The organism is Pseudomonas viridiflava, from assembly GCF_900602065.1.
Lineage (GTDB): Bacteria > Pseudomonadota > Gammaproteobacteria > Pseudomonadales > Pseudomonadaceae > Aquipseudomonas.
Genome location: NZ_UWFN01000116.1, coordinates 143,427 through 158,321, shown reverse-complemented (window position 1 = coordinate 158,321; position 14,895 = coordinate 143,427). Strand labels below are relative to the sequence as shown.

At 55.8% G+C, this 14,895-nt stretch carries 15 protein-coding genes and 1 pseudogene; 9 read left to right on the top strand and 7 right to left on the bottom strand.

What is annotated here, in order from left to right; translation table 11 throughout:
- Positions 1-152: 152 nt before the first annotated feature.
- Positions 153-326, bottom strand: a complete 174-nt coding sequence (locus tag EE949_RS05900) for a DUF6026 family protein (RefSeq protein ID WP_122663416.1) — start codon at positions 324-326, stop codon at positions 153-155.
- A gap of 332 nt (positions 327-658) precedes the next feature.
- On the opposite strand from EE949_RS05900, the gene gnd reads away from it, so the two are divergent.
- From gnd to EE949_RS05880, 4 genes are read left to right on the top strand one after another with little or no spacing between them, the layout of a single operon-like run.
- The gene (gnd, locus tag EE949_RS05895; protein ID WP_122663415.1) at positions 659-1,636 is read left to right on the top strand and encodes a phosphogluconate dehydrogenase (NAD(+)-dependent, decarboxylating); all 978 of its coding nucleotides are present in this window, start codon (positions 659-661) and stop codon (positions 1,634-1,636) included.
- Positions 1,636-3,168, top strand: a complete 1,533-nt coding sequence (gene zwf / locus EE949_RS05890) for a glucose-6-phosphate dehydrogenase (protein ID WP_122663414.1) — start codon at positions 1,636-1,638, stop codon at positions 3,166-3,168. The genes gnd and zwf overlap by 1 nt, the downstream gene beginning before the upstream one ends.
- Positions 3,161-3,979, top strand: a complete 819-nt coding sequence (locus EE949_RS05885) for an HAD family hydrolase (protein WP_122663413.1) — start codon at positions 3,161-3,163, stop codon at positions 3,977-3,979. The genes zwf and EE949_RS05885 overlap by 8 nt, the downstream gene beginning before the upstream one ends.
- A 38-nt stretch (positions 3,980-4,017) precedes the next feature.
- Positions 4,018-5,838, top strand: coding sequence for a glycoside hydrolase family 15 protein (locus tag EE949_RS05880; RefSeq protein ID WP_122663412.1), 1,821 nt, complete (start codon positions 4,018-4,020; stop codon positions 5,836-5,838).
- Here the strand turns inward: EE949_RS05880 and alkB are convergent.
- From alkB to EE949_RS05865, 3 genes are all read right to left on the bottom strand, one after another.
- Positions 5,822-6,499, bottom strand: coding sequence for a DNA oxidative demethylase AlkB (alkB, locus tag EE949_RS05875; RefSeq protein ID WP_122663411.1), 678 nt, complete (start codon positions 6,497-6,499; stop codon positions 5,822-5,824). The two genes, EE949_RS05880 and alkB, sit on opposite strands and share 17 nt — an antisense overlap.
- A gap of 216 nt (positions 6,500-6,715) precedes the next feature.
- Positions 6,716-6,898: a hypothetical protein gene (locus EE949_RS05870; RefSeq protein ID WP_122663410.1), complete on the bottom strand. Its 183-nt coding sequence runs from the start codon at positions 6,896-6,898 to the stop codon at positions 6,716-6,718.
- Between the two features lie 25 nt (positions 6,899-6,923).
- Positions 6,924-7,229 (bottom strand): DUF1883 domain-containing protein, encoded by a 306-nt coding sequence (locus EE949_RS05865; protein WP_087264070.1) that lies wholly within the window; start codon positions 7,227-7,229, stop codon positions 6,924-6,926.
- Between the two features lie 167 nt (positions 7,230-7,396).
- On the opposite strand from EE949_RS05865, the gene EE949_RS05860 reads away from it, so the two are divergent.
- Positions 7,397-7,747, top strand: coding sequence for a hypothetical protein (locus tag EE949_RS05860; RefSeq protein ID WP_122663409.1), 351 nt, complete (start codon positions 7,397-7,399; stop codon positions 7,745-7,747).
- Positions 7,748-7,753: 6 nt separating this feature from the next.
- Here the strand turns inward: EE949_RS05860 and EE949_RS05855 are convergent, their stop codons facing one another.
- Both EE949_RS05855 and EE949_RS05850 read right to left on the bottom strand, forming a co-directional pair.
- Positions 7,754-8,035: a hypothetical protein gene (locus EE949_RS05855; protein WP_122663408.1), complete on the bottom strand. Its 282-nt coding sequence runs from the start codon at positions 8,033-8,035 to the stop codon at positions 7,754-7,756.
- 107 nt (positions 8,036-8,142) lie between these two features.
- Positions 8,143-8,331 (bottom strand): hypothetical protein, encoded by a 189-nt coding sequence (locus EE949_RS05850; protein WP_122663407.1) that lies wholly within the window; start codon positions 8,329-8,331, stop codon positions 8,143-8,145.
- Positions 8,332-8,735: 404 nt separating this feature from the next.
- On the opposite strand from EE949_RS05850, the gene galU reads away from it, so the two are divergent.
- From galU to EE949_RS05835, 3 genes and pseudogenes are all read left to right on the top strand, one after another.
- A complete protein-coding gene (galU, locus tag EE949_RS05845) occupies positions 8,736-9,569 on the top strand; it encodes a UTP--glucose-1-phosphate uridylyltransferase GalU (protein ID WP_087264076.1) in 834 nt (277 codons plus the stop codon).
- Positions 9,570-9,669: 100 nt separating this feature from the next.
- Positions 9,670-11,028 (top strand): glutathione-disulfide reductase, encoded by a 1,359-nt coding sequence (gene gorA, locus EE949_RS05840; RefSeq protein ID WP_122663406.1) that lies wholly within the window; start codon positions 9,670-9,672, stop codon positions 11,026-11,028.
- A gap of 145 nt (positions 11,029-11,173) precedes the next feature.
- Positions 11,174-12,832 (top strand): annotated as a pseudogene (locus EE949_RS05835) (ATP-binding protein); the annotation flags it as partial.
- On the opposite strand, the gene EE949_RS05830 reads toward EE949_RS05835, so the two are convergent.
- On the bottom strand, positions 12,823-13,812 hold the full coding sequence (locus tag EE949_RS05830) for a DNA-binding protein (RefSeq protein WP_122663405.1): 990 nt from the start codon (positions 13,810-13,812) through the stop codon (positions 12,823-12,825). The pseudogene EE949_RS05835 and the gene EE949_RS05830 overlap by 10 nt on opposite strands.
- Positions 13,813-14,188: 376 nt before the next feature.
- On the opposite strand from EE949_RS05830, the gene ahpC reads away from it, so the two are divergent.
- Entirely contained in the window at positions 14,189-14,752 is a 564-nt protein-coding gene (gene ahpC / locus EE949_RS05825; RefSeq protein WP_027902690.1) for an alkyl hydroperoxide reductase subunit C, read from the top strand.
- The last annotated feature ends 143 nt before the right edge of the window (positions 14,753-14,895 follow it).

The window sequence follows — 14,895 nt, the reverse complement described above, 5'->3', positions numbered from 1 at the left end:
GGCCAATGCGTGAAAACACGAAGCGAGAAGCGCTTTGTGGGCTCTATATAAGAAAGGAATTCAGAGGAGGGTATTGCCAGGGGCAAGCCAGCTGATCGGGCTTGCCACTATTCGTAATGCTACGTTACGCAGAGGCAACGAGCGGATGGGGCTCAGGCTTGCAGGGCAGTGCCGGAGTGCATCAATTGCGCTTGTTGCAGCATGAGGCTCAAATGAGCGACCTTGCTGAGCAATTGTTCGCGCTCTTCTTTAAGCTGGCGCAGTTCGTCACGACGGATGGTGACATAGAGAGTTTGTGGTGCAGTTGCCGGTAGTACAGTGCCCATTGCTCACCTCGCAAATGGCGGATTCAACATGAAAGGTCCTGGCAAATGACTATCGATGCGCCGACTCGCCTCTGCTTACCTCTCTATCGGCAGCAATTCTGATTTCTTTTGCGGGAAAATGGAACTTTTTTATTTTCAATTGTCGCGAACGTTTCTTGATCTCAATAATCGTCACATTCGCGCTGGTGTCTATTGGCCATCCTACAGGCCCCGCAGGCTCTGGTCTAGCGGCAAAACAGGGCTTTAAAAATCATGCTCATGGCTGGCTCACAACGAAGTGAGCTGTACAATGAGGTAACATTTTTTGTTTTTGCGAATTACGGAGCACCAGCATGCAACTTGGAATCATCGGACTGGGCCGCATGGGCGGCAATATTGCAAGACGCCTGATGCTCAATGGCCACACTACCGTGGTTTACGATCGTGATGAAGCTTCGCGCAGCGCTCTGGCCAAGGAAGGTTCGATTGCCGTAGCCGATCTGCCCGCGCTGGTAGCGGCCATGGAAAAGCCCCGCGCCGTCTGGGTCATGCTGCCAGCCGGTGAGCCGACTGAAGAGACCATCAATGTTCTGAGTGAATTGCTGGACGCTGATGATGTGATCATCGATGGCGGCAACACCTTCTATAAAGACGATGTGCGTCGCGCACAGGCGCTGACAGCCAAGGGCCTTCATTACGTCGACGTGGGTACCTCCGGCGGCGTGTGGGGGCTTGAACGTGGCTACTGCATGATGATCGGCGGTGAAGCAGACGTGGTTCAGCGCCTCGATCCGTTGTTCGCCACGCTGGCCCCAGGCATGGGGTCGGTAGAACGCACCAAAGGTCGCACCTCTGCCGATGACCGTGCCGAGCGTGGCTATATTCACGCAGGCCCGGCAGGTTCTGGCCACTTCGTGAAGATGATCCATAACGGTATTGAATACGGCATGATGCAAGCCTTCGCCGAAGGCTTCGACATCCTCAAGCAGAAGAACTCCGAGAACCTTCCTGCCGAGCAACGTTTCGATTTGAACATGGCTGATATCGCTGAAGTCTGGCGTCGGGGCAGCGTTGTGTCCTCATGGCTGCTGGATCTGACTGCTGACGCCCTGGCCACCGACCCGCAGCTGGATGCGTACTCCGGCGCCGTGGCCGACAGTGGCGAAGGTCGCTGGACAATCGAAGCCGCGATGGAGCAGGCGGTACCCGTTCCGGTCCTTTCCAGTGCTTTGTTTGCCCGTTTCCGCTCCCGTCAGAAGAGCTCCTATGCAGACAAGATGCTGTCGGCAATGCGCTTTGGCTTCGGTGGTCACAAGGAAGGTCCCAAGTAATGGGATTATCGCGCAGCAGTACCCGGCAAAAGCCTGAAGTTGCGCCACCAACCACGCTGTTCCTGTTCGGTGCCCATGGGGACCTTGTGAAGCGCCTGCTTATGCCGGCGCTCTACAACCTGAGCAGGGACGGTCTGGTTGATGAAAACCTGTATATCGTCGGCGTTGACCATAACGCGATCAGCGACGTCGATTTTGCGAAGAAGCTTGAGGATTTCATCCGTCAGGAGGCCGCCAGCAAGGTCGCCGATGACGGCAAGGATCCTCTCGATCCAGAACTCTGGCGCAAGCTGGCAGGACGGATCAGCTACGTACAGGGCGACTTTCTCGATGACTCCACTTATAGCGATATTGCCGAGAAGATCAAAAGCACCGGTACCGGCAACGCCGTCTTCTATCTTGCCACTGCTCCGCGTTTTTTCAGCGAAGTGGCTACACGGCTGGGCTCCTCCGGGTTATTGAGCGAGGAGTCTGGTTCGTTTCGCCGGGTTGTGATCGAAAAGCCATTTGGCTCGGATCTGCCCAGCGCTGTCGCACTCAATGAGTGCCTGCTCAAGGTCATGACCGAGAAGCAGATCTACCGGATTGACCACTATCTGGGCAAAGAGACAGTCCAGAACATTCTGGTCAGTCGTTTTTCCAACGCCTTGTTCGAGTCGTTCTGGAATAACCATTACATCGACCACGTGCAGATCACTGCGGCGGAAACTGTCGGGGTCGAAACGCGTGGCAGTTTCTACGAACATACCGGCGCACTGCGCGACATGGTGCCCAATCACCTGTTCCAACTACTGGCCATGGTTGCCATGGAGCCGCCGGCTGCCTTCGGTGCAGATGCTGTTCGAGGTGAGAAAGCCAAGGTTGTCGGCGCGATTCGGCCCTGGAGTGAAGAGGAGGCTCTGGCCAATTCTGTCCGTGGCCAATACGCGCAAGGCCGCAAGGGTGATGAGGAGGTGCCGGGCTATCGTCAGGAAAACAAGGTTGATCCTGACAGCACCACTGAAACCTTTGTTGCACTCAAGGTCATGATCGACAACTGGCGTTGGGTCGGGGTGCCGTTTTACCTGCGCACCGGCAAGCGCATGAGTAAACGCAGCACCGAAATTGCTATCTGCTTCAAGCCTGCGCCGTATGCACAGTTTCGTGATACCGAGATTGATCGCATAAAGCCCAACTATCTGCGCATTCAGATCCAGCCCAACGAGGGCATGTGGTTTGACCTGTACGCCAAGCGTCCCGGGCCCAACCTGCACATGGAAGACATCGAACTGGGCTTCGAGTACAAGGATTTCTTCGAGATGCAGCCATCTACTGGCTATGAAACCTTGATCTACGACTGCCTGACCGGAGATCAGACCCTGTTCCAGCGTGCTGACAACATTGAAAACGGATGGCGTGCCGTACAGCCATTTCTGGATGCCTGGAAGAACAACCCTCAGGTCGAGCTGTATGCTGCGGGAGGGGATGGACCCGCCGCTGCGGATACGTTGCTGGGCAAAGACGGTCGAGAATGGCGGGATATCAATGCCTGAAGCGCATCAATCAAACATTCGATTTGTACTGTCGGATATCGACGGCACATTACTGCGACCCGATCACAGTTTGAGCCAAGCGACTATCGACGCTGTGGCCCGGCTGCGTGATGCCGGAATCCACTTTACGGTGGCAAGCAGTCGCCCACCGCGCGCCATGCGCCAACAGATTGAAGCGTTGGGCGTTCAGTTACCTACTGCGGGGTTCAACGGCGCCAATATCGTAGCCCCTGATGGGCGTGTGCTGTTTGCCTACCGTATCGACCCAGTGGCCGCCCGAACCTGTATCGAGTTGTTTTCCCGGTACGAGGTGGCGGTATGGGTATTTGCTGATGATCAGTGGTTTTTGATCGACCCGGAAGGTGCTTACGTCGAGCATGAGCGCACGACGCTGGGCTATGAGCCGGTCCAGGTCGAAAGTTTCGAGCCGTGGCTGGATCGCGTCGACAAAATTGTCGCCGCCAGCACCGATTTCGAACTGCTGAAGCAACTTGAAAGTCGGCTCAATCCGTTGATCGCGGGGCAGGCGCATGCCGCACGTTCACAGTTGTATTACCTCGATGTAACAGCTCTGGACGCCAACAAGGGCAATGCTCTGGTCATTCTGGCCGGGCAGTCGGGTGTCGACATGGTCCACACTGCGGCAATTGGCGACGGGGGCAACGATGTTGCCATGTTCCATAAAGCCGGGCTTTCAATCGCCATGGGTCAGGCTGAAGAGAGCGTGCGCAGCGAGGCGGACGTCGTCACCGGTAGCAACCTGCAAGATGGAGTTGCCAGCGCTATCGAGCGCTACCTGTTGCCACGCTGATTGGCTGTTGATGCTCAACTGATTACGGATGCTTGTTCATGGCCGCGTTGATCGAAGACTACGCACTGCTGGGCAACTGCAAGACGGCCGCGCTGGTTGCCCGGGATGGTTCGCTGGACTGGTTGTGCTTCCCTCGATTTGATTCGCCTGCGTGTTTCGCCGCCTTGCTCGGCGACACGGATAACGGGCGCTGGAAAATAGCCCCAAGCGAACCATTGATCAATACCGAGCGGCGCTATCGTGAAGGCACGCTGATTCTCGAGACCGTGTTTGAAACCTCGACCGGGCGCGCAATGCTGGTTGATTTCATGCCGCAAGGCGAGGGGAGTCATGTTGTACGTATCGTCGTCGGCCTGAGCGGGCATGTGTTTTTTGACATGGATCTGGCTATTCGCTTTGACTACGGCAGCAGCGTGCCTTGGGTTGAAAACAAGGGCGGTCAGACCCTGAGTGCAGTAGCAGGGCCGGAAATGCTGGTGCTGCGGGCACCAGAACCCCTGAAGGCGCTGGACCATCACACCGGCTGCCACTTCCGTATTGACGAGGGCGAGCGCGAGGCGTTTGTCTTGAGTCATCAGGCGTCCTATGAACCTGTTCATGACGGGATCGACGCCGAGTCTGCTCTGGCGGCAACCGAATACTTCTGGCTTGAGTTCTCCGACCGCTGTCCCGACGTCGGGCCATGGACCGCACAGGTCAAGCGTTCGCTGATCACGTTGAAGGCAATGACCTATCAGCCCACAGGCGGCATCGTTGCGGCAGTCACCACCTCGCTGCCTGAGCAACTGGGAGGTGAGCGCAATTGGGATTACCGCTATTGCTGGTTGCGCGACGCGACCATGACGCTACTGGCGTTCATGAATCTCGGTTATTTCGAAGAGGCGGCGGCCTGGCGTGAATGGTTGATGCGCTCGGTGGCAGGTAATCCCGAGCAGATCCAGATCATGTACGGGCTTGGCGGTGAAAGGCGCCTGCCAGAGTTCGAGTTGCCCTGGCTCGACGGCTATGAGGCTTCGCGCCCTGTACGCATCGGCAACGGTGCTGCTACGCAAATGCAACTGGACGTCTACGGCGAAGTCGCCGACGCCATGATTCAGGCGATCAAAGGCGGGTTGCCGCGACCGCCCCGCAGCATTGCCATTTCCAGAGTGATCATGCCGTTTCTCGAAAAAGTCTGGCACTTGCCGGATAAAGGCATCTGGGAAATTCGCTCCGAGCCTCGCCACTTTACCCACTCCAAGGTCATGACCTGGGTGGCGTTTGATCGAAATGCCACGCTACTTGCCGAGTCCGCGCAAAGCGATGAGGATCGTGCGCTGGCGAAGCATTACCGCAAGGTGGCTGACGACATCCATGCTGATGTGTGCCTTAACGGTTACGACCCGGTCATCGGCAGCTTTACCCAAACGTATGGCTCACCCGCGCTGGATGCCAGTCTGCTGCAGATCGCTTTGACTGGGTTTCTGCCGGCCGACGACCCGCGCGTGGTGGGTACTGTTGCGGCCATCGAGAGAAGCCTGATTCAGGACGGCTTGCTGTTGCGCTATGACACCGAGCACAGCGTTGATGGCGTCGCGGGGCACGAAGGGACGTTTCTGGTGTGTTCGTTCTGGTTGGCGGATGTCTATGTGCTCATGGGGCGGGAGCCGGAAGCCGCTGCATTATTTGATCGGCTGTGCGGACTGTGTAACGACCTGGGGCTGCTTGCCGAACAATACGACCCTCGCGAACAGCGCATGCTGGGCAACTTCCCTCAGGCGTTCAGCCATATTGGCATTATCAATACTGCGCTCAACTTGCACCGGGTGGTCTGCCCGGTGAAGTCCCGCGCTGCCGCTGAGGTTAAAACGCCCGCCTGAAGGTGAAGTTGATGCGCTGTTCCCCCAGCAAAGGGTGATGACCGGGTTTGACAGGCAGCACGCCGTGAAAGCGCAGTCGGTCCTCGCCACCCCAGACCACCACGTCCCCGTGCATGAGCGCTATTCGTTGAGGTTTTTCGTTGCGCTGGTGTCCGCCAAACAGAAAGATTGCAGGCAGCCCCAGAGACACCGATACCACCGGCCATTCGTAGTGCTTTTCGTCTTTGTCCTGATGCAGGGACATTTTGGCGCCGGGAATGTACTGGTTGATCAGGCAGGCATCCGGAGCGAAGCCACTGAAGCCGCACAGCTGCGCGGCCTGCTGGGCCAGCACCATGAAAGCCTGTGGAATGTCCGGCCATGGCAAACCACTCTGGGGGTCGGTTGGGGTGTAGCGGTAGCCTGTACGGTCAGTCATCCAGCCGAAGCTGCCACAACTGCTCAGCGCCGCCGACATGGTGAAACCACCCGGCGTCACCATATGCCTGAAAGGTGCTCTGATCAGAATGTCTTCCAGTGCTGCCAGCAATGTATCGACTTCAGGTAACGCCAGGCCGCGCAATACCCAGGAGCAGGGGCCGATCTGTTCTGTGGCGTTGCTTTGCGCAGGCTCCTCGGCGAACAGGTCGAAGGTGGTCGGCGTTGTACTTTCCCGTTTCATGGGGTTATGGATTCCTCAATACTCAGCACTGCCTGAACCGGAATGCCATTTCTGCAGGAATTCAATCGTCCCCACACGCTGATGTGCGACGAGGGGCTGGCTTTAGCCGGGAAGAGGGCGGAGCAGACGTTGAATATTTCCCAGCCGAAATACCGCCCTGACGGTTGAAGCAGCTTCCACGACGAATTCCGACCAGCGCAGCTGGATGGGCTGGAATTAAAGCGCTTTGCTGACCTTCACGTCGCTAATCACATCACCACTGTCACCGTGCATTTTTTGCAGGGCGTTTCTTGCTTCTTCTACGGATGCCGACTGTAATTGAGCGAACTCGAAACGGCGTTCGCCGTTGAGTTTGTAGCTGACAGCAAACTTGGTAGTTCTTGGGGCAGGCGTGTTCACGTTGGCTCCTTCAGTATGGGGACGATCAGCTCAGTCGAGACGTTGAACGACGGACAATTTTGATTGAGTGCGTAAAATTGGTCTTGCGCCCACCGTTGGAATCCATCTTGCGCCCCGCAGTATCGATGGTGATGTTCCAGAATCCGGTACTGGGGACGGCGATCTTGGCCGGAAATTTGTCAAACGCACCGCCGTGATAGGTATGGCGTCCGCCGTTTTTAAAGGTGCGGAAGTTCGAGTCATTCATCAGGCGAATGTTGCAGAGCTGAGAACACTCGATGACGACCAGATCGTCTTCATTGAGGTGCTCGCGCTGGTGTACAAATTTCATGGGTGTCTCCGGCGTAAGGCTTTTTTCGAAAAATCAAAACGATAGCATGACGAGGGTCGGCATTTATCAGCGATTAAGGTTTTAATGCAGTCTTGGCGCTAAAAACGACTTTATCCGGGATTTAATTCCCGCCAGGCTTGTCGTAGGACCTTTACCGGGAGGATTGTATGAAATTGGCTGTCGTAATTTTGGCTCTGGCGATGACTGGCTGTGCCACCGTCGCAGATATCGAACATACCCCAGCGACCATGAACGTGATGTCGGGCAAAACTCCCAAGGAATACACCGAGTGCTTCGTTGGCAAGATTGCCGACAGCCGTAAACCGCCTTTGATTGAGCCTCATCATGACGGCTTGCGAGTCATTGTCGCGCAGAAGTTCAGCAAGGATCCTGCTGCAGTTCTGGACGTCGAAAACCGTTCAGGCGGCAGCACCATCAAGGTTTACGAGCGACTGTCCAATGTGCCGATCCGGCCCAAGGATGTGCAGCACGCAGCGACATTCTGCATCTCGGGCTAACTGCTTTTATTTGCACACCACCAGCACACTGCGATTTTTGTAGTTGCCTACGTCAACCCCGAGGGTCTTGTCACTTTCGGGAGGGCGCGGCGTGCCATCGGTGCCCACGATTTCATAGCCAGTACCGGCGCAAGACGCATCTGCCTTTTCGTAGCAGCTTGCCCATGACATTGCCTCGCCCGAACAGTCGATGTTCAGGCCTTGTCGGCCGTTTTTAAGGTAGGTATTGGAGGCGGTCGCACAGCCGGTAAGGCCCAGTACAGCAATAATGGACAAGACTCTGATCATGTTTTTCGTACTTCTTGAGGGAGACGGGGAGTAGGTTGCGTCAAACGTCGCTGGTGCTATGACTGAATAAGAGAGCCATCGTTCCGACATCATTCAACGCTTTGCGATCAGGCCTTGTTTGATGGGCGTCGACGTGCGGCTTTGGGCTGGTCTTGCAAGACGGCGGCGACTTCAACTGCGGCGTCTTCGCTGGCGAATGGGCCTGCTATCGCTTCCCCTTCCGCAGAGCAGGCCCACCACTGGCCGTCTTGAAGCTTTTTGATCAGGTAACCATTTACGTTTTTTTCTTGTGACATTGCAGCAGTCTCTTTGGCGTGTGTGCAGCCGCACATCATAAAGCCCGGCTTGTATAACTGTCTCCTGCGTCGTGTCGGGAGGGAGTCTGCGTGATATCAGTCAAGGAATAGTCCTACGCGCCGCATGGTGTTGGGCTACGCTTGCATGGGCCATTGAATGCAGTCCCGACTGGGTGAATCAACCCGCCAGGACGGGGACTTTAGCTCGAATGAAGTGTGTTCGGCGGGTATGGCATTGAGCGTTAAAGGGTTCTCTGATGTTCTTAAATCTGAAATCGAGTGGAACTATCTGCTCGAGGATTCCTCTACCATGGCATCGAAAGGCCAGAGGCGGGGCATTGTAAGGTGATCGCCGCCTGATTAGACTGCGCCGCTAACGCCAATAGCCCTCATGAAGGACTTTTATGATCAAGAAATGCTTGTTCCCCGCAGCCGGTTACGGCACTCGCTTTTTGCCAGCGACCAAAGCCATGCCTAAAGAGATGCTGCCAGTGGTCAACAAGCCACTGATCCAATACGGCGTGGAAGAAGCTCTTGCTGCGGGCCTTAACGAAATTTCCATTGTCACCGGTCGCGGCAAGCGCGCACTGGAAGACCATTTCGACATCAGCTATGAGCTGGAAACCCAGATCAAAGGCACCGACAAGGAGAAATACCTAGTTGGTATCCGCAAACTGATCGACGAGTGCAGCTTTTCCTACACTCGCCAGACCGAAATGAAAGGCCTGGGCCACGCAATCCTCAGCGGTCGTCCACTGATCGGTAACGAAGCGTTTGCCGTCGTACTGGCAGATGACCTGTGTGTGAACCTTGAAGGCGAAGGCGTGCTGGCCCAGATGGTCAAGCTGCACAAGCATTATGGCTGCTCGATTGTCGCCATTCAGGAAGTACCTGCGAACGAAACGCAGAAATACGGCGTTATCGCTGGCGAAGAAATCAAGCCAGGTCTGTTCCGTGTAACCGACATGGTCGAGAAGCCAAAGCCGGAAGATGCGCCTTCCAACCTGGCGATCATTGGTCGTTACATCCTGACGCCGGACATCTTCGCGAAAATCGAAGCCACTGAGCCTGGCAAGGGTGGTGAAATCCAGATCACCGACGCTTTGATGAAGCAGGCAGCAGAAGGCAACGTGCTGGCCTACAAATTCAAAGGCACCCGTTTTGACTGCGGTGGCGCTGAAGGTTACATCGAAGCAACCAACTTCTGCTTCGAGCATTTCTACAAGAAAGGCAGCTAAGCCTCTGAGAATTCTTCAGACTTGCTTGTAGGACAAAGCCACCTTCGGGTGGCTTTGTCGTTTCTGGCTGATATGCTGTAGCTCTGCTTAGGAGATTTACATGGCTTACGACTTCGACCTCTTTGTAATCGGTGCCGGTTCTGGCGGTGTGCGCGCCGGGCGTTTCGCTGCAGGTTTTGGTGCTCGGGTGGCGGTTGCCGAAAGCCGTTACCTGGGGGGGACCTGTGTCAACGTAGGTTGTGTGCCAAAAAAACTATTGGTTTATGGCGCCCATTACGCTGAGGATTTCGAGCAGGCCAAAAGCTTCGGTTGGTCAACCGGTGAGCCCGACTTCGACTGGGCAACATTGATTGCCAACAAGGATCGGCAGATCCAGCATCTCAACGGTATTTATCGCAACTTGCTGGTTAACAGCGGCGTTACGTTGCTCGAAGGCCATGCGGCGCTCAAGGGACCTCATGAAGTTGAGGTCAATGGCCAGACTTACAGTGCCGAGCATATTCTGATTGCTACCGGAGGCTGGCCGCAGGTGCCGGATATCCCGGGGCGCGAACATGCCATCACCTCCAATGAGGCGTTTTATCTCAAACAGCTTCCAAAGCGCATCGTAGTCGTGGGTGGCGGGTACATCGCCGTCGAATTCGCCTCGATTTTCCATGGTCTGGGAGCGGATACGACGCTGATGTACCGCGGCGAAATGTTCCTGCGCGGTTTTGATGGCAGTGTGCGCAGCCATTTGCACGAGGAACTGACCAAGCGCGGTATGGATGTGCGGTTCAATTCCGATATCGAACGCATCGAGAAGTTAACCGATGGCAGCCTGCAACTCATCCTCAAGAACGGGGAAGAGGTGAACACCGATTGCGTGTTTTATGCCACCGGACGTCGACCTATGCTCGACAATCTCGGTCTTGAGCACGTCAACGTCAAACTGGACAAGAATGGCTTTGTCGAGGTCGACGATAACTACCAGAGCAGCGAACCATCGATTCTGGCTATCGGTGATGTGATCGGCAGAGTCCAGTTGACGCCTGTAGCGCTGGCTGAAGGTATGGCTGTCGCCCGACGCCTGTTCAGGCCGGAAGATTATCGCGCTGTGGACTACACGCACATTCCGACCGCCGTTTTCAGCCTGCCGAATATCGGTACCGTTGGGTTGACCGAGGAAGAAGCGAAGAAAGCGGGTCATGACGTGCAGATTTTTGAAAGTCGCTTCCGTCCGATGAAGCTGACCCTGACTGAAAACCAGGAACGCACCCTGATGAAGCTGGTGGTCGACGCCAACACTGACGTTGTGCTGGGCTGCCACATGGTTGGTCCGGAGGCGGGTGAAATCATTCAGGGGCTGGCCATTGCCTTGAAGGCTGGCGCTACCAAGCGTCAGTTTGACGATACTGTCGGTGTGCACCCGACACTCGCTGAAGAGTTTGTCACCATGCGCTCCCCGGTTGATCGTTAGGCGCCGGTTGTGTAAATGAAGCTATGCCCGGGATTCAGGATGAAGGCCGGGTAGATCATATATTCCAGGAAGGACACCTGCGATGAGCAGTCAATACTATTGGGCGGCAATGCCATTGACCTTCGATGAGCAAGATATAGGCCCTATGCGCAACATTGACGCGTTGCTGGAGAGCGAGCGTCAATTCCGCAGCCTGGCCGACAACATGAGTCAGTTGGCATGGACTGCGGACTCCGCGGGCAATATTTATTGGTACAACGAGCGCTGGTATGACTATACCGGGGCATCTCTGGAAGCCATGCGGGCGCTGGGCTGGCGCTCGGTTCATCACCCGGAGCATGTTGATCGGGTAACCGCTCGGCTGGTGCACTGCTTCGCAACGGGCTCGATCTGGGAAGACACGTTCCCGCTACGCGGCAAGGATGGTGGCTACAGCTGGTTTCTGGCTCGCGCCTTGCCGATCCGCGATGAGCATGGGCATATCACCCACTGGCTCGGTACTCACACTGACATTACCGCCCAGGTCAATGCAGAAGAAGCGCTTCGTGAGCTCAATGAGAGCCTTGAGTTACGAGTGGCCGAGCGTACCCGTGAGCTGGCCAGTATCAATGAACTGCTGCAAATCGAAATGGCTGAGCGTGAACAGGCGGAAGAAACCCTGCGCCATGCGCAAAAGATGGACGCCATTGGCCAGCTAACCGGCGGTATCGCTCACGACTTCAACAACATGCTCACCGGCGTGCTTGGCGCTCTGGACCTGATGCAGCGACGCATTGCTGCCGGCCGGACAGGGGAAATCGATCGCTACATCAGCGCAGCGATGACCTCTGCCAACCGTGCTGCAGCTCTGACCCATCGGCTTCTGGCTTTTGCCCGCCGACAATCGCTCAACAACAGCGCTGTCGATGTGAATCAGATGGTGGCATCCATGCAGGAACTGCTGGCCCGAACCACCGGGGAAAGCATCGAGTTGCGCATCGAACTGAGCGAGGGGTTGCAGCGCACCAGCACTGACGAACATCAGCTGGAAAACGCCTTGTTGAATCTGGTCATCAATGCCCGGGACGCCATGCCTGATGGTGGTCAGTTAACCGTTGCCAGTGAGCACGTCAGGGTCGAGGGGCGTTCGGGAGAGGTTTCGCCCGGTGAATATGTTCGTCTGAGCGTTCGCGATACCGGGGCAGGCATGTCTGATGATGTTCTGGATCGAGCCTTTGATCCGTTCTTCACCACTAAACCCATCGGGCAGGGAACGGGTCTTGGTTTGTCGATGGTCTACGGCTTCGTCAAGCAGACGGGTGGGCATGTGGTGATTGACAGTGTTGAGGGGCAAGGCACGACTGTTCATCTATACCTGTCCTGTCATCAAGACCTTGACGAGCGCAGCACCGCAATCGTCGCGGGACTGGAAGCGCCGCGTGCGGTCAGTGGTGAATGTGTGTTGGTGGTTGAAGACGAAGAGCCCGTACGCATGCTGGTGGTTGATGTGCTGCACGAGCTGGGTTATTCCACTCTGGAGGCGGGCGATAGCAAGGCTGCATTGCCATACCTGCAGAGTCAGGAACGAATCGATTTGTTGGTCAGTGATGTAGGGCTACCGGGTCTGAACGGTCGTCAGCTTGCCGAAATAGCCCGGCAGTACCGACCCGATTTACGTGTGCTGTTCATGACAGGTTACGCGCCAGAGGCTCAGGTGCGTGGCGATTTCCTGGGGTGCGGCATGGACATGATGACCAAGCCGTTTACCGTGGATGAGCTGGGCTTACGCGTCAGGACCATGCTTGAACACCCCGATCAGCGCTGATCGGGGTGCTGTTTTGAGGCTGAGGTGGTAGTCGACTTTTCGTTTCGCAAGCCTTCAAGCGCCAGTTCGGTCTTGATCAGTATCAACTCCAATACCCGATTCTGCTGTAGCTGGTCAGTCAGCTGTTGACGGGCCTCCGCGCTGTCCTGTTGCGCGAGGCGCGTGCGTTCTTCAAGCACGGTGCAGCGGGTTTTCGTCTGCTGTAACTGTTCCAGGGTGCTGGCAGCTTGAGCCGAGGCTTTGGTTAGCTGGTCATTGTGAGCATTCAGCTCCTGCTGAGCGCTGCGGTTCTCTGCCAATAGTCGCTCATTGTCCCGCGTAAGCCGGGTGATGTCCTGCTGATGTTGCGTTGCCAGGCTTTGCGTCTGACGCAACTCTGTCTGCAGCTGTTGAGCGTGTTCCTCATACCGTCGCTGCTCTTGCTCGCGTTGTTGTTTTGCGGATTCGAGGGCCTTCAGGGTTTTTTCTTCCAGTGAGCGAATCTGCTCGTCTTTGTCTGCGAGTCGATTCGTCAGGTCCTGATTGGCTTGAGTCAGGCGAGCATTCTGGGTTTGCTCCGTCTGCAGTCGTTCGCGGGTGGCAAGCAGTGTCGCTGCCTGTTCCTTCAGCTGCTCGGTCTTGCGATTCAACCGTGCGGTAATTTCCGCGAGCTGGTTGTTTGCCTGGAGCAGCGCTTCATCCTTCTGATGACACGTTGCGTCGAATCGCGACTGAGCTTCATCGACAGTTTCCTGGGCCTTGCCTTGCAGGCGATGGGCGAGGCGAGTGACCAGCTCGGTCAACTCATCATCGATGTCGGAGGGTGTCGTGCCTGCCCGATCGCTTTCGTCCAGCTCTCTCAAATAGCGATGGATCGTGGTTTTTGAGCCCGTATTGCCCATTTCAATGCGTACTGCGTCAATGCTGGGGTGCTCGCCGCGGGCCAGCAGCGCGAGTCTTGCTGTCTGTACCAAAGCCTTGTTAATGCCGCCGCGAGCCATTGCGTGATCCTTTATTTCATACTGTGGTATGTACCCTGTAATTACATACTATTTAAGTCACTATGGCGAATTGATTTTTTGAGCAGGTTATTGGCAGGTTCAGGTTCAGGGCATTGTTTTCGGCGTCTCGCGAGCTGGCCGCGAATCGTAAGTTCGCCCAGGCATGAGATCAGGGGAGGGGGAGGCAGGCAAAGTGCCGAGCTTGAGCCTTGGCGGAGCAGTAGTCCTTCAAAAGCGAAATTACCTTTCCTTCTATTAATAAGCCTCCCTTATAGTCAAAACCAATCGTGCACATGAGGTTTGCCAATGAGCCTACATAGGCCATTATGCGTAAGCTCTGTTTCATCGAATTAACAACCCACTAGGAGATTCACCGATGCCTATCATCAACAGCCAGGTAAAACCGTTCAAAGCCACTGCATTCCAGAACGGCTCTTTCGTAGACGTGTCTGAAGCTGACTTCAAAGGCAAATGGTCTGTCGTCTTCTTCTACCCAGCAGACTTCACCTTCGTATGCCCGACCGAACTGGAAGACCTTGCTGATAACTACGCCGACTTCAAAAAACTGGGCGTTGAAATCTACGGCGTGTCGACTGACACCCATTTCGCACACGCTGCCTGGCACAACACTTCGCCAGCCATTGGCAAAATCCAGTACCCACTGATCGGCGACCCGACTCACATCTTGTCCCGCAACTTCGACGTACTGATCGAAGAAGCTGGCCTGGCTGACCGCGGTACTTTCGTGATCAACCCTGAAGGTCAGATCAAAATCGTTGAGCTGAACGACGGTGGTGTAGGCCGCGACGCTTCCGAACTGCTGCGTAAAGTCAAAGCTGCTCAGTACGTTGCTGCACACCCGGGCGAAGTTTGCCCAGCTAAATGGAAAGAAGGCGAAGCCACTCTGGCTCCATCTTTGGACCTGGTTGGCAAGATCTAAGCCGCATGCATTTCGGTCGAGTCAATCGGCTAGGGGCGTTGAGCTCTTAAGCACGTAAACCGCATCGCCCCAAAAAACGCCCGGGCGACTATCGCCTGGGCGTTGTTTTTTCTACTTCCTGTTTTTCTAATTGCTAAAGGAAT